This is a genomic window from Streptomyces sp. NPDC050759, assembly GCF_044456945.1.
GTDB lineage: Bacteria > Actinomycetota > Actinomycetes > Streptomycetales > Streptomycetaceae > Streptomyces.
The window spans coordinates 94,849-114,334 of the sequence record NZ_JBITGI010000012.1; the positions used below are offsets into that span (position 1 = coordinate 94,849).

The window sequence follows — 19,486 nt, forward strand, 5'->3', positions numbered from 1 at the left end:
TCTCCATCCCCCGCGTCTCCTGTTCCACCGGCGGCGCCTCACGTATTGGCCGCGTAGTCCTTCGCGAACTCCCCGGCCATTCTGTCGCCGCCCTGGGCCCGCCACTTCTTGACCACCGCGTCCCACTCCGACAGCGGCAGCCGCCCGGCCACGATCCCGGTGACGGCATCGTCGAGCATCGCCCTGAGCGTGGTGCCCTGGGCGTTCTTGGTGCGGGACTGCAGGCCGTTGGAGGCGTTGCGGATGGCGTACGGCACGACCTTTCGCTGCCAGGAGTGCAGGGCCCGTACGGCGTCCGGCATGCCCGGCACGAAGAGCACCTGCGGGCCCTCGGCGAGGTACTTCAGCGGCAGGTTGGTGTTGTTCTCGACCTCGCCGAGCTCGGTGGGCTCCGGGGAGCCGTCCTTGCCGCGGGTGAAGTGGGTGCCCTCGACGCCGTAGTGGACGAGCTCCCACTCCTGGCTGCCGAAGGGGGCGGCCAGGTAGTCGAGGATGCGCAGGAGGAGCTCGACGCGCTCCTTCTTGGCCTTCTTCAGGACGGTGTAGCCGAAGGAGCGGCGGGCGGCGACGATCCCGCCCGGCTCGCCGTCCACGCTGTACGGGAGCGCCGCGGCCGGGGTCAGCTTGCCCTGCGACTCGCGGTACTTGGGGAGGTAGGCGCCGAAGCCGTCCTGCATGGAGCCGACGGTGCCGTTGTAGTAGAGCGTGGTGAGGTCGATCTGGGAGACGGACGTCGAGTCGGGGTAGTAGGAGCCGTTCTTGCGGAGCCGGGCCTGGTAGGCGATGGCCGCCTTGTAGCGTTCGTCGGTCGCGCAGTGCTGGAAGGTGCCGTCCTTGGTGACGGCCCACTCGTTGGGCGCGCGGTGGGCGGCGGCGTGCACGGCGTTGCCGAACAGGGAGCCGTTGGCGGCCCCGAGCGCGTAGGTGCGGCCACTGGTGGCCCGCTGGGCTACGGCGGCGAAGTCCTCGGAGGTCCAGCCCTCCTTCATGCCGGCGTCGGTGAACATGCCCTGGTTGAGCCAGAGGGTGGAGCCGGGCAGCGGGCGTTCCAGCGGGATGCCGTAGATGCGGCCGCCGACGCGGCCCATGTCCTGCCAGGCGTGGGTGGGGATCCCGGCCAGATTCGGGTACGCGGTGATCGCCTCGCCGGACAGGTACGGGGTGAGGTCCTCGGCCCGTCGCTGCACGAACTCCGCCTCGCGGGGCAGGACGAAGCCGGAGAACAGGTTGATGATGTCGGGCAGGGTGTCGGGGTCGCCCGCCATGACCGTGGCCATCTTCTTCTGGTAGTCGGCCTGGGAGACGATCGTGTACTCGATCTTCACGCCCAGCGCCTTCTCGACGGCCGCCCAGAACCGGTTCGCCGAGGCCGGCTTGGGCGGGGTGCCGAACGACACCGACATGACCTTGACGGTCGAGCCGTCGCCCGGCGTACGGGAGACGGACCTGACGAGGTCGGCGGGGTAGGCGGTGTATCCGGCCTGGACGCCCGCCTCCGTGGGGGCGAGGTCCGGCTTGGGCCCGCTCGCGGCCTTGTACGCGGGCCACGGGGCCAGCTTCTTGCCCGCGTTGGAGACGTCGCTGTCGCCGGAGCCGGTGGAACAGGCGGTCAGCGCACCGGGAACGGAAAGGGCCGCCGCGGACAGCAGCAGGGTGCGTCGGGACATGCTGGGCATGGGTGAATCACCTCGTGTCGGCTTGGTCAGCTCGGCTTGGGTCAGCTCTTGATGGCGCCGGTGAGCACGCCCTTGGTGAAGTACTTCTGCAGGAAGGGGTAGATGAGCAGGATCGGCACGGTGGCGATCACCAGGACCGCCATCTGCACGGTCTGCGGGGCGGTGACGGTGCCCTCGCCGGTGGTGGCGTCGGTGAGCCCGGAACCGGCCACCACGTAGGTGCGCAGCACCTGTTGGAGGGGCCAGTGGTCGCTCTCCAGGTAGAGGGAGGCGTAGAACCAGGAGTTCCAGTAGGCCACCGCGTAGAAGAGCCCCACGACGGCCAACGCGGCCTTGGACAGCGGCAGGACGACGGAGACCAGCACCCGCCAGTCCCCCGCCCCGTCGAGACGCGCGGCCTCGTAGAGCTCGTCGGGGATGCCCTGGAAGAAGCCGCGCAGGACGACCAGGTTGAAGACGTTGACCAGGACGGGCAGGACCAGCGAGGCGTAACTGTCCAGCAGGCCGAGCTCCTTGACCAGCAGGAAGCTCGGGATCATGCCGGGTGGGAAGAGGAAGGTGAACAGGACCAGGAGGAGTACCGGCCGGCCGCCGAGGACTCCGGGGCGGGCGAGGGCGTAGGCGAGGGTGACCGTGCACAGGAGGCTCAGCAGGGTTCCCACGACCGTGACGCCGACGCTGACGCCCAGTGCGTGGGTGACGATGCCGCCGTCGAGGATGTCGCGGTAGGCCTTCAGGCTCGGCTCGGTCGGCCACAGCACCCAGCCCCCGTTGTCGACGACCTCCTCGGTGGAGGCGAGCGAGGTCGACACGATGACGAGGAACGGCACACAGACCAGCAGCACGACGACCGCCAGGGCCACCGCCTTCGCGGCCTGCGTCACCGGCTTCGGTTTCTCCATCCATCCGGGACGGGCCTGGGCACTCACTTGTAGACCCCCTGTTCGCCGAGGCGGTGGGCGACCTTGTTGGCGGCGTAGACGAGAAGGGCGCCGACGACGCCCTTGAACAGGCCCGCGGCGGCGGCGAATCCGTAGTCGCCGCCGACGATGCCCTGGTAGTAGACGAAGGTGTCGATGATCTCGGAGGCCTCGGGGCCCACCGCGTCGCGCTGGAGCAGCATCTGCTCGAAGCCGACCGAGAGGATCTCGCCGAGCCGCATGATGAGCAGCAGCACGATCACCGGGCGGATGGCGGGCAGGGTGACGTGCCAGAAGCGCCGCCAGGGACCCGCTCCGTCGATCGCGGCGGCCTCGTACTGCTGCTCGTCGACCTGGGCGAGGGCGGCGAGGAAGATGATCGTGCCCCAGCCGGCGTCCTTCCAGATGACCTGGGCGACGACCAGCGGCTTGAAGGCGTCGGGGTTGCCGATGATGTCGACGGTGTGCAATCCCATGCCGTCCAGGCCGGAGTTGAGCAGTCCCGTATCGCCGAGCAGCTGCTGGAACAGCGCGACGACGATCACCCATGAGATGAAGTGCGGGAGATAGGCGACCGACTGCACGAACCGGCGGACGCTGCTCCGGGTGAGGCTGTGCAGCAGCAGGGCGAGGCCGAGCGGGACCGGGAAGTAGAAGACCAGCTGGAGCACGGCGATCCACACGGTGTTGAGCACCGCGTCCCAGAACGCGGTGTCCTCGAACATCCGCCGGAAGTTGCCGAGTCCGGTCCAGGGGCTGCCCCACAGGCCATCGAAGGGGACGTACTCCTTGAACGCGATGACGTTGCCGACCAACGCGCCGTAGTGGAAGAGCAGGAAGTAGGCGAGGCCGGGCAGCATCAGCAGGAAAAGGGCTCTGCTCTGGAAGCGTTTTCGTCGGACGACTGCCAAGGCTCTCCCTCTTCCTGGTGGCTCAGACCGAAGAGGAAGTTAAAGCGCTTTCATGAACGGGTCAACAGTTCTGACAAAGCTCGGAAGTTGACGCAGGTCAGTACGGTGCACCGAAGCGTGAAGGTGAGTGAAAACGCTCTCAGTCAGCGAGGGTTCGGCGGGCCAGGAGGACGCTCACGACGGCCACCCACACGCCCGCGACGATGAAGGCGAAGAACCCGACCCAGGGGATGAACACCAGCACCCCGACGACCACGGCCGCCCAGGCCAGCCAGCGGGGCAGGGGCGAGTCCGGGGCACGGACCGTCGCCAGGCCGGTGGCCAGCAGCATCAGGCCCATGCCCCCCACGAACGGGATGAAGAAGTCCTCGTTGACGGCGTTGAGCGCCTGCAGCGCCTGAGGGCTCGCCGAGGACTTGTCCGAGAGGTCCAGCAGGGCGAAGGTGAGGGACGCGCCCACCAGGAAGCCCACGGCGACGAGGACACCGCCCGAGAAGACGACGTGGTGCAGCCAGCCGTCACCGGGCGTGATGTCCCGGACCAGACGGGCGAGATACGCGGCGAAGAAGACGAAGAGCACCGAGGCGACGACCAGGAAGTACAGGCCCACGCCGAGCTGTCCCTGGTGGTCGGAGTAGTAGAACCTCACCTGGCGGCCCGGGGCGTCGTACGCCGGGGTGTCGCCGAACAGCAGAAGGCCGACGACCGTGAACACCACGGCCACCAGACCGGTCAGGGGTGCGACGCGCATGGCGACCTCCTCCACCCCCCGGCGCGGCCCACCCCCTCGTCCTCCACGGTGACAGGGGTACGGCCGCCGTGCCATCCGGGAGAAGTCCGGGCGGCGGCCCGGGGCCTACTGCACCACCCGGCCGTTCAGCACCACGTGGAGCGGGTTCGCCAGTACGCGGACGTCCGTGCGCGGGTCCTGTTCGTACACGACCAGGTCCGCGGCGGCACCCTCTTCAAGGCCGGGGCGGCCCAGCCACTTCCGGGCACCCCATGTCGTCGCCGACAGGGCCTCCAGCGGGGGGATGCCGGCCGTCACCAGTTCCGCGACCTCCGCCGCCACCAGGCCGTGCGGGAGGGTGCCGCCCGCGTCCGTGCCGACGTAGACCGGGATGCCGGCGTCGTAGGCGTTGCGTACGGTGTCGTAGCGGCGTTCGTGGAGCCGGCGCATATGGGCGGACCAGCGGGGGAACTTGGCCTCGCCGCCGTCCGCGAGCTGCGGGAAGGTCGCGATGTTGACCAGGGTCGGCACGATCGCGACGCCCCGGGAGACGAACAGCGGGATCAGGTCGTCCGTGAGGCCCGTCGCGTGTTCGACGCAGTCGATGCCCGACTCGACCAGGTCCGTCAGGGAGTTCTCGGCGAAGCAGTGCGCGGTGACCCGGGCGCCCAGGCGGTGGGCCTCCGCGATCGCCGCCTCGACCGCCTCCCGGGGCCAGCTGGGGGTCAGGTCGCCCGCCTCGCGGTCGATCCAGTCGCCGACCAGCTTGACCCAGCCGTCACCCCGCCGGGCCTCCTGGGCGACGTACGCGACGAGATCCTCGGGCTCGATCTCCCAGGCGAAGTTCCTGATGTAGCGGCGGGTGCGGGCGATGTGACGGCCGGCCCTGATGATCTTGGGGAGGTCCTCGCGGTCGTCCACCCAGCGGGTGTCGGAGGGCGACCCGGCGTCGCGGATCAGCAGGGTGCCGGCCTCCCGGTCGGCCAGGGCCTGCTTCTCGGCCACGTCCTGGTCGACCGGGCCGTGCGCGCCCAGGCCCACATGGCAGTGGGCGTCCACCAGACCGGGCAGCGCCCAGCCCGACACCGTACGGATGTCGCGGGCGGCGACGGGGCGGTCGTAGGAGATCCGCCCGTCGACCACCCACAGCTCGTCCCGGACGTCCTCGGGGCCGGCCAGGATCCGCCCCTTCACGTGCAGCACCGCGCGATCGCTCATGACCGCACCCTAGCCAGCGGGAGGTCGCTGCTCCCAGGGTGGTGGTCCCTCGAAGGGGGCCCTCGGTGTCCCTTTCAGGCGCCGTCCTCCTCCACGTCGGCCATCGCCGGGTCGAGGAGCCGGGAGAGGAAGTGGCGGGTGCGTTCATGGCGCGGGGCGCCGATCACCTGGGCCGGGGTGCCGTCCTCGACGATCATGCCGTCGTCCATGAAGACGACCCGGTCGGCGACCTCGCGGGCGAAGGTCATCTCGTGGGTGACGACCATCATCGTCATGCCCTCCCGGGCGAGCATCCGCATCACCGCGAGGACGTCGCCCACCAGCTCCGGGTCGAGAGCCGAGGTCGGCTCGTCGAAGAGCATCACCTCGGGGCCCATCGACAGCGAGCGGGCGATCGCGACCCGCTGCTGCTGCCCGCCGGAGAGGGAGGCGGGGTAGGCGTTCGCCTTCTCCGCCAGGCCCACGCGCTCCAGGTTCTCGGCGGCCACCCTGGCCGCCTGTGCCTTGTCCCGCCGCAGGACCCTGCGCTGCGGCAGCGTGAGGTTGTCGGTCACCGTGAGGTGCGGGAACAGGTTGAACTGCTGGAAGACCATGCCGATACGGCGGCGTACGGCGTCGATGTCGACGTCGGGGTCGGTGAGTTCGGTGCCGCCGACGAAGACCTGGCCCTTCGTCGGCTCCTCCAGGAGGTTCACGCACCGCAGCAGCGTCGACTTGCCCGAGCCGGAGGGCCCGATCACACAGACGACCTCGCCCTGGCCGATCTCCAGGTCGATGCCCTTGAGGACCTCGTTGGTGCCGAACGACTTGTACAGGCCGCGTACTTCGATCTCCGGCCGGCTCGTCTCAACGGTCATTTCACGGCCTCCTGGGCCTTGGCCTCCATACGGCGGACCACGAACCCGAGCGGGATCGTCACCAGCAGATAGCACAGCCCCGCGACGAGGATCGGCGTGGAGTTGGCGGTCGTACTGGCCAGGTCGCGGCCGTACTTGGACAGTTCGCGTTCCTCCAGGGTGACGCCGAGGAACAGCACGAGGGAGGAGTCCTTGAACAGGAGCACCAACTCGTTGGTCAGCGGCGGGAGGATGATCCGGAACGCCTGCGGAATGATGATCGAGACCATCGCGCGGGCCGGTGAGAAGCCCAGCGAACGGGCCGCCTCCATCTGCCCCTTGGGCACCGCCTGGATGCCCGCGCGGATCGTCTCCGCCATGTAGGCGGCCGCGACCAGGCCGAGCGCGAGGGCGACCTTGCCGTACGTGCCGCCGATGATCTCCGTACCGGGAAACGCGAGGGGTACGGCCACGCCGATGAAGATGAAGATCAGCAGCGCGGGCAGGCCGCGGAAGATCTCGATGTAGACGCCGGCGAACCAGCGGTAGGGGCCCACCGACGACAGCCGCATCAGCGCGATGACCATGCCGAGGACGAGTCCGACGGCGAAGCCGGACAGCGTGTAGAGCACGGTGTTCTTCAGCGCCAGCGTGATGACGTCGGGGAACATCTGGTCGGCGATGTCCGCCTGCGCGAACTGGTTCTTCAGCCGCCCCCAGTCCGCCGAGACCGCGAAGGCGATCACGACGGCGACGAAGACGACGTACTGGACGCCACGGGACAGGCTGCGCTTCTGACGTCGGCTCAGACCCTTTTTGCGAGGCTGGAGTTGCGTGTCCGTAGCGGTCATGAGGCGGAGGGAGACGCGGCCGACTCGTCGTACGGGCCGATCCACTTCTCGTAGAGCTTCTTGTACGTGCCGTCGGCCTTGGCGTCCGCGAGCGCCTTGTTGACGGCGGCCAGAAGTTTGGTGTTGCCCTTCTTCACCGTGAAGCCGTACTGCTCACCGGTGTTGATGTTGTCGGCGACCTGGAAGGCGTCGGCGTTGGCCTTGTTCTTGAGCCAGCCCTGGACGACCGGGTAGTCGATGACGACGGCCTTGACCTGGCCGGAGCGCAGGCCGTTGAGGACGGCGTCGGAGGACTCGAAGGAGACCGGGTCGAAGCCCTGGCTCTTGACGTAGTCCTCGCCGGTGGTCTGCGCCTGGGCGCCGAGCTGCACCTTCTTCGCCTTGGCGGCGGCGAGCGAGGAGATCCCGCTGCCCTTGGCGACCAGGAGCGCCTGGGTGGCGTTGAAGTAGGGGTCCGAGAAGTCGACGTTCTTCTTGCGCTCCTCAGTGATGGTCATGCCGGCCGCGGCCAGGTCGCACGAGCCGGAGTTGAGGAAGGCGCCGGTCTTGAAGTTCTCGAAGGGGGTGTCGAGGATCTCCTGCTTCACGCCCAGGTCCTTGGCGACCAGGTCGATGAGCGAGACGTCGAAGCCCTGGACCTTGCCGTCGATCTCCGACTGGAAGGGCGGGTAGGGCAGGTGGGTGCAGGTGGTGAGCTGTCCGCCCTTGACCAGTTCGACCCCGCCCGCGGCGGTCTTCGAACCGCTGCCGCCGTCGTCGCTGGAGGTACAGGCAGCGACGAGCAGGAGCCCGGCCGTCGCGGTGGTGGCGGCCAGGACGCGGGTCCGGCGCCCGGAGAGGGTGTTCACGGAAGGCCTCCTGTGGGGGAACTGTGGGTTCCGATTATAAGGAAAGGTTTGAGTCTCTCAAACCAAACCGATGGTCGCGAGGCCGTTCAGCCTGGGAAGTCGCCGGTCGTCGGGGGGTCGCGGGGAACGGTTACGCTCGTTCACGTCTACCCCAGTGAGCGAAGAGAGCACCGTCGTGACGCACCCCTTCCTGGATCTGGCCCCACTTGGCGCGGCGCAGTTCGCCTCGATCGAGGACCGCGTGGCGCGGTTGCTGCGCACCGAACAGGACGTCGTGATCATGCAGGGCGAGGCGCTGCTGCCGCTGGAGGGGGCGATCCGCTCCGCCGCCGGTCCGGGCACGACCGCGCTGAACGTCATCACCGGTCCGTACGGGCAGACCTTCGGGAACTGGCTGCGGGACTGCGGTGCGACGGTGATCGACCTCGCGGTGCCCTTCCACACGGCGGTGACGGCCGAGCAGATCTCCGCGGCGTTCGAGGAGCACCCGGCGATCGACTTCGTGTCGCTGGTGCACGCGGAGGCGGCGACCGGCAACACGAACCCGGTGGCGGAGATCGGAGAAGCCGTACGGCGGCAGGGTGCCCTCTTCTACCTGGACGCGGTCGCCTCCGTGGGGGCGGAGCCGGTGCTGCCGGACGCGTGGGGGGTGGACCTGTGCGTGATCGGGGCGCAGAAGGCGATGGGTGGGCCGGCCGGTGTGTCGGCGGTGTCGGTGAGCGAGCGGGCGTGGGCCCGGATGGCCGCGAATCCGGCGGCACCGCGGCGGTCGTATCTGTCGCTGCTCGACTGGAAGGAGCGCTGGATCGACGGCGGCCGGAAGGTCCTGCCGCACGCGCCGGCACAGTTGGAGATGCTGGCGCTGGAGGCGTGCGTCGAGCGGATCGAGGCGGACGGACTGGACGCGGTGATGGGCCGGCACCGGGCCGCCGCCGCGGCGACCCGGGCGGGGGCGCGGGTGCTGGGCGCGGGACTGGAGCCCTATGTGTACGAGGACCGCGAGGCCGCACCCGTCGCCACGACGCTGCGCTCCCCCTCCGGCCTGGTGGCATCGGAACTCGTCGCCCGGGCGCTGGCGTCCGACCCCGCGCTGCCACTGGCCGCGGGCGGGGGTGCGCTGGCCAAGGAGATGATCCGGGTCAACCACTACGGGGTCGATGCGACGCGGGGAGCCGTGCGGGCGAGCCTGGCGGCACTGGGAGGGGCACTGCGGGAGAAGGGACTCGCGGTGGACGTGGAGGGCGCGCTGCGCGCGGCGGAGGACGCGTGGCGGTAGCGGTTCACTGAAGGTGCGCGGCGCCGGCTCTTGGCCGAGGTGCCGGGTCACGGCTCATCTGCGGCGCCGTCGCAACTGGCCGCGCCCACGGGCCGCAACCGCACACGGACACGGAGTCCATTTGCGCTCGCGGCTGAACGGATCCGGCGGTCGTTCGTCCCTTGGCAGCCTCGGCCCATGACCACTCACACGCTTCCCGACGGCCGCCCCCTCCCCCTACTGACCGGCGCCGAGCGGCCCATGCTGGAGAGTTGGCTCGACTATCACCGGGCCACCCTGGAGATGAAGTGCCGAGGGCTCGACGCCGCCCAGGTGCGGCTTCCGTCCGCCGAGCCGTCCGCGCTCACTCTGCTCGGGCTGGTGCAGCATCTCGCCGAGGTGGAGCGGAACTGGTTCCAGCGGGTCGTCGCAGGCCTCGACCTGCCGCCCGTGTTCGAGGAGCCGACCGGGTACGCGCTCGACCCGCGGCGGGGGCTCGACGAGGCGGTCGCGGTCTGGCGACGGGAGATCGCTCGGGGGCGGGAACTGTGCGCGGGACGGTCGCTGGATGCCACCGGGCGGATCGCCGAGGGACCGATGGCCGGCATCGAGGTCGGTCTGCGCTGGGTGTTCATTCACCTGATCGAGGAATACGCGCGGCACAACGGACACGCCGACATCTTGCGCGAACGCATCGACGGGGTTACCGGCGTATAATTCCCAGGGTAATTCCGGTGTTTATCAGAGAACAGCTTCCCGTATTCTTCTGCCCGCTTTCCCCGGTCCTAAACGCAAAGATTCTGCGAACGCGAAGCGGTTGAATTCGGGTAGATCTCGTGGGGGTTACATGCTTGTGACGCGTTACACATCGTGATCCATTTGCCCCTTATTTGCTGGGCGTAACCGTACATAACGGTCACTTCTTGCGCGTTGGCGCGCGCCCGCGTGATAACACATGGAACGCCCGCACGTAACCCCACCCGGCGATGCAATTTTGAATTTCCCTCGGTAAATTCAATTCGCATGACTGCCGCACAAGCAGACCTGCACATCGAGCGGCCGACGGTCGCGGACGGAGCCGCACTGTGGCGGATCGCCCGCGACTCCGAGGTCCTCGACCTGAACTCGTCGTACAGCTATCTGCTGTGGTGTCGCGACTTCGCCGCCACGTCGGCCGTCGCACGGAACGACAGCGGGGAGCCGATCGGCTTCGTCACCGGGTACGTCCGCCCGGACCGGCCCGGCACCCTGCTCGTCTGGCAGGTGGCGGTGGACTCGGCGTACCGCGGCCGCGGACTCGCCGCCGCCCTGCTCGACGGACTGACCGCGCGACTCGCCGCCGAGCGCGGGCTGACCACCGTCGAGACCACCATCACGCCGGGCAACACCGCCTCCGAGCGGCTGTTCACGGCGTTCGCCGAACGCCGTGGCGCCGGCCTGGAGCGCGAGGTGCTGTTCGACACGAGCCTGTTCCCCGACGGGCCGCACGACCCCGAGGTCCTCTACCGCATCGGGCCCCTCTCCCCCGCTTCCGCCACTCCCTCCGTCTGACCCCCCACGCACCCGAGGAGCGATTCGTCGTGACCATCACCCAGCCCGACCTCAGCGTCTTCGAGACCCTCGAGTCCGAGGTGCGCAGCTACTGCCGCGGCTGGCCCACCGTCTTCGACCGCGCGCAGGGCAGCCGCATGTACGACGAGGACGGCCACGCGTACCTGGACTTCTTCGCCGGCGCCGGTTCACTGAACTACGGCCACAACAACCCCGTGCTGAAACGGGCGTTGATCGACTACCTGGAGCGCGACGGCGTCACGCACGGGCTCGACATGTCGACCACCGCCAAGCGCGCCTTCCTCCAGACCTTCCAGGACCTGGTGCTGCGGCCGCGTGACCTGCCGTACAAGGTCATGTTCCCGGGGCCGACGGGGACCAACGCCGTGGAGTCGGCGCTCAAGCTCGCCCGGAAGGTCAAGGGCCGCGAGGCCATCGTGTCCTTCACCAACGCCTTCCACGGGATGTCGCTGGGCTCCCTGGCCGTCACCGGCAACGCCTTCAAGCGGGCCGGCGCCGGTATCCCGCTGGTGCACGGCACGCCGATGCCGTTCGACAACTACTTCGACGGCACCGTCGAGGACTTCCTGTGGTTCGAGCGGCTCCTGGAGGACCAGGGCTCGGGCCTGAACAAGCCGGCCGCCGTGATCGTCGAGACCGTGCAGGGCGAGGGCGGCATCAACGTCGCCCGGCGGGAGTGGCTGCAGGCGCTCGCCGCGCTGTGCGAGCGGCAGGACATGCTGCTCATCGTCGACGACATCCAGATGGGCTGCGGGCGCACCGGTGCCTTCTTCTCCTTCGAGGAGGCGGGCATCACGCCGGACATCGTCACCGTGTCCAAGTCCATCAGCGGCTACGGCCTTCCGATGTCGCTCTGCCTGTTCAAGCCGGAGCTGGACATCTGGGAGCCGGGCGAGCACAACGGCACCTTCCGCGGCAACAACCCCGCCTTCGTCACGGCCACCGCCACCCTGGAGCAGTACTGGGCGGACGGGTCCGCGATGGAGAAGCAGACCCGCAAGCGCGGCGAGCAGATCGAGCAGGGGCTCATCTCCATCACCGAGGAGAACCTGGCCGACGTGAAGGAGTACCGCGGGCGCGGGCTCGTGTGGGGCCTGGAGTTCCACGACAAGGCACGCGCCGGACGGGTGGCGCACCGCGCCTTCGAACTCGGGCTGCTCATCGAGACGTCGGGCCCCGAGAGCGAGGTCGTGAAGCTGCTTCCGGCACTCACGATCACCCCCGAGGAACTGGACGAGGGGCTCAGCATCCTCGCCCGTTCCGTACGCGAAACCGTCTGAACCACCGTCTACGTAGGAGGCATCGCAGCACCGTGATCGTCCGTTCTTTCAAGGACATCGAAGGCACCGACCGGCATGTGAGGGCCGCGTCCGGCACCTGGGAGAGCAAGCGCATCGTGCTCGCCAAGGAGCGGGTCGGCTTCTCGCTGCACGAGACGATCCTGTACGCGGGTACGGAGACGTCGATGTGGTACGCGAACCACGTCGAGGCCGTCGTCTGCGTCGAGGGCGAGGCCGAGCTGACCGACCACGAGAGCGGGCAGACGCACTCGATCACCCCCGGGACCATGTACCTGCTGGACGGTCACGAGCGGCACACGCTGCGGGTCAAGGAGGACTTCCGCTGCATCTGTGTGTTCAACCCGCCCGTGACCGGCCGGGAGGACCACGACGAGAACGGCGTCTACCCGCTGCTCACCGAACCCGAACCCGAATCCGAGGAGGTGTGACCGCACCCATGACCACCACCACGACCACCACCACCGTCACCGATCTCTATCCCAGCCGCGGCGCCACCGAGGTGTCGACGCCCCGCAAGGACCCGGTCGTCTGGTCGGCCCCCGGCACGCCGGGCCCGATCGCCACGGGCGATCTGGAGTCGTTCGAGCGCGACGGCTTCCTCGCCGTCGACCAGATCATCGGCCCCGACGAAGTCCCCGTCTACCAGCGTGAGTTGGAGCGGCTCGTCACCGACCCGGACATCCGCGCGGACGAGCGCTCGATCATCGAGCCGAAGTCCAAGGAGATCCGCTCGGTCTTCGAGGTGCACAAGATCAGCGAGGTGTTCGCGCGTCTGGTGCGCGACGAGCGGGTCGTCGGCCGGGCCCGGCAGATCCTCGGCTCGGACGTCTACGTCCACCAGTCGCGGATCAACGTCAAGCCCGGTTTCGGGGCCAGCGGCTTCTACTGGCACTCCGACTTCGAGACCTGGCACGCCGAGGACGGCCTGCCGAACATGCGGACGGTGTCCGTCTCGATCGCGCTGACCGAGAACTACGACACCAACGGCGGCCTCATGATCATGCCGGGGTCGCACCGCACCTTCCTCGGGTGCGCGGGGGCCACCCCGAAGGACAACTACAAGCAGTCGCTGCAGATGCAGGACGCCGGCACGCCGTCGGACGAGGCGCTGACGGCGATGGCCTCGGAGTACGGCATCAAGCTGTTCACGGGCAAGGCCGGTTCGGCGACCTGGTTCGACTGCAACTGCATGCACGGCTCCGGCGACAACATCACGCCGTTCCCGCGCAGCAACGTGTTCATCGTGTTCAACAGCGTGGAGAACGAGGCCGTGGAGCCGTTCGCGGCGCCCATCCGGCGGCCGACGTTCATCGGAGCAAGGGATTTCACTCCAGTCCGGTAGCTCGATCCCGGCCGGGGGTCCGGGGGTTGTCCCCCGGAGAATGCAGCATTGGCGCAAGGGACTTCACGCCGGTGAAGTAACCCTGCGGCTCACAGCCACGACAGCGACGCGGCCCGCTCCAGTACGTTCCGTACGGCGGCCGCGTCGCCCGTGGTGTCCCGGGGAACCGTGTCCGACGCCTGCCGCCCGCCGACCAGCAGACAGAAGTCCACGGCATCCAGGGTGAGTTCGGCGGCCACGGGATCGCTCTGCGAACCCAGGACCCACTCCTCGCCGCCCCTGACCGCGAACAGCACCGGCGGCGCCCCGGCCCCGAGGACGGTGCCGAGAACGCGGACGGCCAGCCTGACCAGCTGCCCCAGGTGCTCCTCGGGCGGCGGCGGCACGGCCAGGCCCAGGGCGCGGCCGATGTCGTCGGTATGGATCCACGCCTCGAAGGCCCGCGCCAGGAAGTGCTCGGTGACGGGCAGCCTGAGACCCATCAACAGGGTTGTCCCGGCAGCGAGTTCGGGATCGCGGGCATACGGGGTGCCGAGGAGCGCGGCCGCCTGCGCGGACCAGTCGGCGACGGTCTCCTCGGGCGTACGGCCGTACTCATGGGCGATCACCTCGGCGGTTCGCCTCTCCCAGGCGTCCGCCCAGTCCGCGTCCTCGTCGATCCGCGCGCCCGGCACCCGGGCGTCGATCCCGAGCCGCAGGGCCAGATGTTCGTCGGCGGCCAGCAGATGGGCGACCGTCGCGTGCACGTCCCAGTCGTGCACGACCGGCGTCGACCAGCGCCCAGCGATTTCGGGCAGCAGCGCCTCGAGCCCGGCGACGGCGGCCGCATAGGGGGCGGCGTGCCGGGCCACACGGGGTGGCGCGGGTCGGGCGCGGAGGGCGCCGGTGAGAAGGGTGCCGAGGGGGGACGGCGGCTCCTCGAGCGGCGGGCCGTCCAGCAGTCGTACGGTCGCGCGCAGCCGTTCCGCCTCCGCCGCGCAGCGCTCGCACTCGGCCAGGTGCGGTGGGACCAGCCGCTCCTCGGCCGGTTCCAGGACGCCGAAGGCCCAGGCGGCCAGCAGGTCGCGTACGTCGTCGTGATCGGTCACCGCTCGCCCCCTTCCCTGTGTTCCCCTGCCGCCATCATGCGCCCTCTTCCCACGCCGGGTCGGGCGGGTCGGCCAAAGTCTCCGCGAGGGCGCGCAGAGCGGTGCGCAGCCGGGTCTTCGCGGTGCCCTCGGGGATGCCGAGCTCGACGGCGGCCTGCCGGTAGGTGCGGCCCGCGAAGTAGGCGAGGTGCACCACCTCCCTTTGCGGCTCCGGGAGTTCGGCGAGAGCGGTGTGCAGCAGAAGGGACCGCTCCCGGTCGACGACCGCCTCGGCGGGGCCCGGAGAGGCGTCCGGGATGCCGTGCAGGGCCAGGTCGTCGGCGCGGACGTCCTTGCGGTGCCGGGCCTCGCTGCGCACCCAGTCCACGGCCCGCCGGTGCGCCAGCACCGACAGCCAGGTCCGCAGGCTGCCGCGGCGGGCGTCGAAGGCGTACGGCCTGCTCCACAGCTGCGCGAAGACCTCCTGGGCCACGTCCTCGGCCGCGGCCCGGCTGCGGGTCACGCGCACCGCGACCGCCCGCACCAGCCCGCCGTACGCCCCGTACGCCTCGGCCAGCGCGGACTCGTCTCCGTACACCAGCCGCCGGTGCAGCTCCGCGTCTGCGGGTTGCTGTACGGACGTCGTCCCGTCCGTGGACTCCACGGCACCACCACCCCTTGATGCCCCTTCCTAGCGTCCCGGGCGGCGCGGCGCCAGCGGTTCAGGCAGACAGGGCGTCCAGGAGCCGGTCGACATCGGCGGCGGTGTTGTAGAGGTGGAAGGAGGCGCGCAGGTTGCCCGCGCGGTCGGAGACCTCGATGCCTGCGGCGCTCAAGTCGCGCTGCCGGTGGCCGAGTCCGGGCACGGACACGATCGGCGAGCCGGGGGCCGGCAGCGGTGCGTGGCCGAGGGCGGCGAGTCCGGTACGGAAGCGGTCCGCGAGGACCAGGTCGTGGGCGCGCACGGCGTCCACGCCGAGCTCCTCCAGGAGTTCGAGGGAGCGGCGGGTGCCCGAGTAGGTGAACAGGGCGGGGCTGACGTCGAACCGCCGGGCGGAGTGGGCCAGTTCGGCGACGGGGCCGTAGCAGCTGTCCCACGGGATCTCGCCCGCGACCCAGCCGGCGAGCACCGGCTTCAGGTCGCCGAAGTCCTCCGGCACGGCGAGGAAGGCCGCGCCGTGCGGGCCGAGCAGCCACTTGAAGGTGGTGGAGACGGTGTAGTCGTACGACCGCGCGTCCACCGGGAACCAGCCCGCGGCCTGCGAGAAGTCGACGTAGGTGCGGGCTCCGTGTGCCCTGGCCGCCTCTCGCAGGGCGGGCAGGTCGGCGATCCGGCCGTCGGCGGACTGGGCGGCGCTGACCGCGACGAGGGCGGTGCCGGGGCGGACGGAGTCGGCGAGCCGTTCCAGCGGCACGATGCGGACCTTGAGGTCGCCGCGGGTGTGGAAGGGGTTCACGACGGAGGTGAAGTCGTCCTCGGCGGTGAGGACTTCGGCGCCCGGGGGCAGGGAGGCGGCGACCAGGCCCGAGTGGGTGGACACGGAGGCGCCGGCCGCGACCCGGGTGACCGGGACGCCGGCGAGCCTGGCGAACGCGGCGCGGGACAGCTCCACGTCCTGGAACAGCGGGTCCAGCGGCCTGCCCTCGGCGCGGATCAGCACCGCCTCCTGGAGGGCGGTCACGGTGCGTGCGGGGAGCAGACCGCTGCTCGCCGTGTTGAGATAGGTGTTCTTCGGGGCGAACTCGGCGCGGACGAGGCTCTCGAAGGTCTCCATGGCTCCACTGTGCGGCCGGAAGACCTCTCGGTCCATTGCGACTTTCTCCGTGGTTTCACCAAGGAACGCTTATACGTCCGCGCCGACCTGCGCTTTTGTCAGCCCTGCCGGGGTACGGCGCACCCGTCGGGACCGCAGGCATCCGCGGACGTGTCGGGCTGGTCGATCAGCTTCAGCGGGGAGCGGTTGCCCCAGGCTTGGGTGAGGGCCTGGGTGAAGACCTCGGCGGGCTGGGCTCCGGAGACGCCGTACGTGCGGTCCAGGACGAAGAAGGGGACGCCGTTGGCACCGAGCTCGGCGGCCTCGCGCTCGTCGGCGCGGACGTCGTCGGCGTAGGCGGTGGGGTCGGCGAGGACCGTGCGGACCTCGTCGGCGTCCAGGCCGGCCTCCACGGCGAGCTCCACGAGGCGCTCGTCACCCTCGGTGAACAGGGACCTCTCCTCGGCGAAGTTGGCCCGGTAGAAGATCTGGACGAGCTCGTCCTGCCTGCCCTGTTCCTTGGCGAAGTGGAGGAGCCGGTGCAGGTCGAAGGTGTTGCCGTGGTCGCGGTCCCGGGTCCGGTAGGCGAGCCCTTCGGCGGCGGCCTGGGCGCCGAGGTTCTCCTCGCCGGCCTGGGCCTGGGCCTCGCTCATGCCGTACTTCTTGCTGAGCATCGCGAGCACGGGCTCGACGTCGCTCTTGTCCCGCCCCGGATCCAGCTCGAACGACCGGTGGACCACCTCGACGCCGTCACGGTGCGGGAAGGCCTCCAGCGCCTTCTCGAAGCGGGCCTTGCCCACGTAGCACCAGGGGCAGGCGATGTCGCTCCAGATCTCGACGCGCATGTCTACGGCTCTCTCCAGCTCGGACGGCTGCGGAGACTCCCTCCGCTCAGTGGGTGAACATTCAAGCAGCGGGTCTCATTCCCCACCGGCCCCCGTCGGCGCTCAGCTTCCGTCGCGCAGGTCGGCCGGCCATTCGGGCCGGTACTCGATGTGGTCGTACGTCACCACACAGCCCTCCCCCATCGGCGACTGCGCCATGAAGCCGATCAGGGCCGCGTCGGTCTCCTTCTCGTCGCCCAGGGTGAAGAGGCGGACGAAGGTCCAGTGCTTGCCGTCGCGGGAGGCGTGGAAGGCGAAGGCGCGGCCGGTGCGGCTGACCCGCAGCCACACCGAACTGCCGTCCACGGTGAAGGAGTTGCAGTCGTCGGAGTGCCCCCGGGTGACGACCGTGCAGACGGTGGGCACGTCCGGGGAGTTCTCCAGGCAGAGTTTGGCCCAGGCCCGCTCGCCGACATGGACGTAGAGCACGCCCGCGTCGAACGATCCGTTGAAGCCGACCGTGACGCGGGCTATCAGCTGGAAGTCCCCCTCCGGGGCACCGAGCAGCCGCGGCGCGTCGGCGGCCGGGTCCAGGGACTCCCCGGTGGGCGGCACGAAGCGGTCCTGCCTCGGGCCGGCCCAGCCGGAGAGAAAGCCGTCCTCGTACTTCCAGTGCCCGTCGGGGCCGTAGGTGCGGAGAGAGAAAGGGAGTTCGGGAAGTTCGACGTCCATCCTCAGAGTTTTCCAGTTCCCTCTCCGCGCGCGGCTTTCGGGTGCCTAGCGCTCCAGCTGGTTGTTGAAGCGGCGGGGCAGGCCCAGGGGGTTGTCGTCCCTCAGTTCCGGCGGGAGCAGGGCCTCCGGTGCGTTCTGGTACGCCACCGGCCGCAGCCAGCGCTCGATCGCCGTGCCGCCCACCGACGTCGACGTGGACGTCGTCGCGGGGTACGGGCCTCCGTGGTGCTGGGCCGGGGCCACCGCGACACCCGTCGGCCAGCCGTTCACCAGGACGCGCCCCGCCAGCGGCGTCAGCTCCGCGAGGATCTCCCCGCCGCGTCCGTGACCGGCCGCCTCCTCGGTGGACAGGTGGACCGTCGCCGTGAGGTTGCCGGGCAGGCGGGACAGCACGGCCCGCGCCTGCTCGTCGTCGTCGTAGCGGACCACCACGGTCACCGGACCGAAGCACTCCTCCAGGAGCAGGTCGTAGGCCCCCTCGGTGGTCAGCTTGTCCGCCGCCACCGTGAGGAAGCCCGCGCTCACCGTGTGCTCGCCGCCCGCTCCGGGCGTCACCGGCGTCTCGACCTCGGGAAGCTCCGCGCGCTCGGCGACGCCGGCGACGAAGTTGTCCCGCATACGGTGGTCGAGAAGGACACCCGGGTCGGTGTCGCTGACGGCGTCGGTCAGGGACTTCAGCAGGCCGTCGCCCGCCGCGCCGGACGGTACGAGGACCAGGCCCGGCTTCACACAGAACTGGCCGACGCCGAGGGTCATGGAGCCGGCGAGCCCGGCGCCGATGGCCTCCGCGCGCTCGGCCGCCGCCTCCTCGGTGATCACGACGGGGTTCAGGGAGCCCAGCTCGCCGTGGAACGGGATCGGCACCGGCCGCGCGGCCGCCGCGTCGAACAGGGCACGGCCGCCCTTCACGGAACCGGTGAAGCCCGCGGCCGCGACCAGCGGGTGCTTGATCAGTTCGATGCCGGCCTCGAAGCCGTGGACGAGACCGAGCACGCCCGCGGGAATGCCGTGCTCGGCGGCGGCCCGGCGCAGCACGGACGCGACCAGCTCGGACAGGGCCGGGTGGTCGGGGTGGGCCTTGACGACGACGGGGTTGCCGGCCGCGAGCGCGCTCGCCGTGTCGCCGCCGGCGACCGAGAAGGCGAAGGGGAAGTTGGAGGCCGAGTACACGGCGACGACGCCGAGGGGGACCTTGTAGCGGCGCAGGTCCGGGATCGGCGGGGTGGCGGTGTCGTCGGGGTGGTTGATCACCACGCCGAGGAACTCGCCCTCGTCGACGATGTCGGCGAAGGCCCGCAGCTGGTAGCTGGTGCGGGCGAGCTCGCCGGTCAGCCGGACCGGGCCGAGCGCGGTCTCGGCGTCGGCGGCCTCGACGAGATGGTCCTTGGAGTCCTGGAGCCGGTCGGCCGCGGTGCGCAGGAAGGCCGCACGGACGGTGCGGTCGGCGAGCGACGCACGCGCGTCGTGCGCGGCGCGGACGGCGGCGTCCACCTCCTGGGCCGTGGCCTCCACCGCAACCTGCTCGCGCTGCTTCCCGGTTCGGGGGTCGACACTCCAGACTGGTGCTGCTGCCACCGCGGGTCCCTCCACGTGTATCTGGGTCAGCCACCAGGAACGTTCGATATGCTGAACGCTGTCCCTGATGGTGA

Annotated in this window: 20 protein-coding genes; 6 read left to right on the forward strand and 14 right to left on the reverse strand. The window is 70.1% G+C overall.

Annotated elements, in window-relative coordinates:
- Positions 1-38 precede the first annotated feature (38 nt).
- The 8 genes from ACIBJB_RS30970 to ACIBJB_RS31005 form a co-directional block, all read right to left on the reverse strand.
- Complete coding sequence (locus ACIBJB_RS30970) at positions 39-1,676, reverse strand: extracellular solute-binding protein (protein ID WP_398935335.1); 1,638 nt, start codon at positions 1,674-1,676, stop codon at positions 39-41.
- A 41-nt stretch (positions 1,677-1,717) separates the two neighbouring features.
- A complete protein-coding gene (locus tag ACIBJB_RS30975) occupies positions 1,718-2,605 on the reverse strand; it encodes a carbohydrate ABC transporter permease (protein WP_398935337.1) in 888 nt (295 codons plus the stop codon).
- Positions 2,602-3,456, reverse strand: a complete 855-nt coding sequence (locus ACIBJB_RS30980) for an ABC transporter permease (RefSeq protein ID WP_398935721.1) — start codon at positions 3,454-3,456, stop codon at positions 2,602-2,604. The genes ACIBJB_RS30975 and ACIBJB_RS30980 overlap by 4 nt, the downstream gene beginning before the upstream one ends.
- Before the next feature lie 190 nt (positions 3,457-3,646).
- Positions 3,647-4,258, reverse strand: coding sequence for a hypothetical protein (locus tag ACIBJB_RS30985; RefSeq protein ID WP_398935339.1), 612 nt, complete (start codon positions 4,256-4,258; stop codon positions 3,647-3,649).
- Positions 4,259-4,363: 105 nt separating this feature from the next.
- Positions 4,364-5,455: an amidohydrolase family protein gene (locus ACIBJB_RS30990; RefSeq protein ID WP_398935341.1), complete on the reverse strand. Its 1,092-nt coding sequence runs from the start codon at positions 5,453-5,455 to the stop codon at positions 4,364-4,366.
- Between the two features lie 74 nt (positions 5,456-5,529).
- Positions 5,530-6,312, reverse strand: a complete 783-nt coding sequence (locus tag ACIBJB_RS30995; RefSeq protein ID WP_398935343.1) for an amino acid ABC transporter ATP-binding protein — start codon at positions 6,310-6,312, stop codon at positions 5,530-5,532.
- Positions 6,309-7,142 carry an amino acid ABC transporter permease gene (locus ACIBJB_RS31000; protein ID WP_398935345.1) on the reverse strand — a complete coding sequence of 278 codons (834 nt, stop codon included), beginning with the start codon at positions 7,140-7,142 and terminating at the stop codon, positions 6,309-6,311. Before ACIBJB_RS31000 ends, ACIBJB_RS30995 begins: the two co-directional genes overlap by 4 nt.
- Complete coding sequence (locus tag ACIBJB_RS31005; RefSeq protein WP_398935347.1) at positions 7,139-7,990, reverse strand: transporter substrate-binding domain-containing protein; 852 nt, start codon at positions 7,988-7,990, stop codon at positions 7,139-7,141. Before ACIBJB_RS31005 ends, ACIBJB_RS31000 begins: the two co-directional genes overlap by 4 nt.
- 175 nt (positions 7,991-8,165) lie before the next feature.
- On the opposite strand from ACIBJB_RS31005, the gene ACIBJB_RS31010 reads away from it, so the two are divergent.
- The 6 genes from ACIBJB_RS31010 (at position 8,166) to thpD (ending at position 13,460) form a co-directional block, all read left to right on the forward strand.
- The gene (locus tag ACIBJB_RS31010; RefSeq protein WP_398935723.1) at positions 8,166-9,266 is read left to right on the forward strand and encodes a pyridoxal-phosphate-dependent aminotransferase family protein; all 1,101 of its coding nucleotides are present in this window, start codon (positions 8,166-8,168) and stop codon (positions 9,264-9,266) included.
- Between the two features lie 177 nt (positions 9,267-9,443).
- On the forward strand, positions 9,444-9,962 hold the full coding sequence (locus ACIBJB_RS31015; RefSeq protein ID WP_398935349.1) for a DinB family protein: 519 nt from the start codon (positions 9,444-9,446) through the stop codon (positions 9,960-9,962).
- A gap of 306 nt (positions 9,963-10,268) precedes the next feature.
- Positions 10,269-10,796 carry a diaminobutyrate acetyltransferase gene (gene ectA / locus ACIBJB_RS31020; RefSeq protein WP_398935351.1) on the forward strand — a complete coding sequence of 176 codons (528 nt, stop codon included), beginning with the start codon at positions 10,269-10,271 and terminating at the stop codon, positions 10,794-10,796.
- A gap of 29 nt (positions 10,797-10,825) precedes the next feature.
- Positions 10,826-12,097 (forward strand): diaminobutyrate--2-oxoglutarate transaminase, encoded by a 1,272-nt coding sequence (ectB, locus tag ACIBJB_RS31025; protein ID WP_398935353.1) that lies wholly within the window; start codon positions 10,826-10,828, stop codon positions 12,095-12,097.
- Between the two features lie 32 nt (positions 12,098-12,129).
- The gene (locus tag ACIBJB_RS31030) at positions 12,130-12,546 is read left to right on the forward strand and encodes an ectoine synthase (protein WP_398935355.1); all 417 of its coding nucleotides are present in this window, start codon (positions 12,130-12,132) and stop codon (positions 12,544-12,546) included.
- An 8-nt stretch (positions 12,547-12,554) separates the two neighbouring features.
- Positions 12,555-13,460, forward strand: a complete 906-nt coding sequence (gene thpD, locus ACIBJB_RS31035; protein ID WP_398935358.1) for an ectoine hydroxylase — start codon at positions 12,555-12,557, stop codon at positions 13,458-13,460.
- A gap of 89 nt (positions 13,461-13,549) precedes the next feature.
- Here thpD and ACIBJB_RS31040 read toward each other — a convergent pair whose 3' ends face one another.
- The 6 genes from ACIBJB_RS31040 to ACIBJB_RS31065 all read right to left on the reverse strand — a co-directional run bounded on the left by ACIBJB_RS31040 (position 13,550) and on the right by ACIBJB_RS31065 (position 19,412).
- Positions 13,550-14,548: a maleylpyruvate isomerase family mycothiol-dependent enzyme gene (locus ACIBJB_RS31040; protein WP_398935361.1), complete on the reverse strand. Its 999-nt coding sequence runs from the start codon at positions 14,546-14,548 to the stop codon at positions 13,550-13,552.
- A 34-nt stretch (positions 14,549-14,582) separates the two neighbouring features.
- Positions 14,583-15,191, reverse strand: coding sequence for an RNA polymerase sigma factor (locus tag ACIBJB_RS31045; RefSeq protein ID WP_398935363.1), 609 nt, complete (start codon positions 15,189-15,191; stop codon positions 14,583-14,585).
- A 58-nt stretch (positions 15,192-15,249) separates the two neighbouring features.
- A complete protein-coding gene (locus ACIBJB_RS31050) occupies positions 15,250-16,302 on the reverse strand; it encodes an aminotransferase class V-fold PLP-dependent enzyme (RefSeq protein ID WP_398935365.1) in 1,053 nt (350 codons plus the stop codon).
- 98 nt (positions 16,303-16,400) lie between these two features.
- The gene (locus ACIBJB_RS31055) at positions 16,401-17,126 is read right to left on the reverse strand and encodes a DsbA family oxidoreductase (protein WP_398935367.1); all 726 of its coding nucleotides are present in this window, start codon (positions 17,124-17,126) and stop codon (positions 16,401-16,403) included.
- 102 nt (positions 17,127-17,228) lie between these two features.
- Positions 17,229-17,837 (reverse strand): DUF1349 domain-containing protein, encoded by a 609-nt coding sequence (locus ACIBJB_RS31060; RefSeq protein ID WP_398935369.1) that lies wholly within the window; start codon positions 17,835-17,837, stop codon positions 17,229-17,231.
- A gap of 45 nt (positions 17,838-17,882) precedes the next feature.
- On the reverse strand, positions 17,883-19,412 hold the full coding sequence (locus ACIBJB_RS31065) for an aldehyde dehydrogenase (NADP(+)) (protein WP_398935371.1): 1,530 nt from the start codon (positions 19,410-19,412) through the stop codon (positions 17,883-17,885).
- Positions 19,413-19,486 lie beyond the last annotated feature (74 nt).

Excerpts from the sequence above, each read along its gene's own strand:
- ACIBJB_RS30970 (WP_398935335.1), bottom strand. The coding sequence starts at position 1,676 with ATGCCCAGCATGTCCCGACGCACCCTGCTGCTGTCCGCGGCGGCCCTT.
- ACIBJB_RS30980 (WP_398935721.1), bottom strand. The coding sequence starts at position 3,456 with ATGCTGCCCGGCCTCGCCTACTTCCTGCTCTTCCACTACGGCGCGTTG.
- ACIBJB_RS30985 (WP_398935339.1), bottom strand. The coding sequence starts at position 4,258 with ATGCGCGTCGCACCCCTGACCGGTCTGGTGGCCGTGGTGTTCACGGTC.
- ACIBJB_RS30990 (WP_398935341.1), bottom strand. The coding sequence starts at position 5,455 with ATGAGCGATCGCGCGGTGCTGCACGTGAAGGGGCGGATCCTGGCCGGC.
- ACIBJB_RS30995 (WP_398935343.1), bottom strand. The coding sequence starts at position 6,312 with ATGACCGTTGAGACGAGCCGGCCGGAGATCGAAGTACGCGGCCTGTAC.
- ACIBJB_RS31000 (WP_398935345.1), bottom strand. The coding sequence starts at position 7,142 with ATGACCGCTACGGACACGCAACTCCAGCCTCGCAAAAAGGGTCTGAGC.
- ACIBJB_RS31015 (WP_398935349.1), top strand. The coding sequence starts at position 9,444 with ATGACCACTCACACGCTTCCCGACGGCCGCCCCCTCCCCCTACTGACC.
- ectA (WP_398935351.1), top strand. The coding sequence starts at position 10,269 with ATGACTGCCGCACAAGCAGACCTGCACATCGAGCGGCCGACGGTCGCG.
- thpD (WP_398935358.1), top strand. The coding sequence starts at position 12,555 with ATGACCACCACCACGACCACCACCACCGTCACCGATCTCTATCCCAGC.
- ACIBJB_RS31050 (WP_398935365.1), bottom strand. The coding sequence starts at position 16,302 with ATGGAGACCTTCGAGAGCCTCGTCCGCGCCGAGTTCGCCCCGAAGAAC.
- ACIBJB_RS31055 (WP_398935367.1), bottom strand. The coding sequence starts at position 17,126 with ATGCGCGTCGAGATCTGGAGCGACATCGCCTGCCCCTGGTGCTACGTG.
- ACIBJB_RS31060 (WP_398935369.1), bottom strand. The coding sequence starts at position 17,837 with ATGGACGTCGAACTTCCCGAACTCCCTTTCTCTCTCCGCACCTACGGC.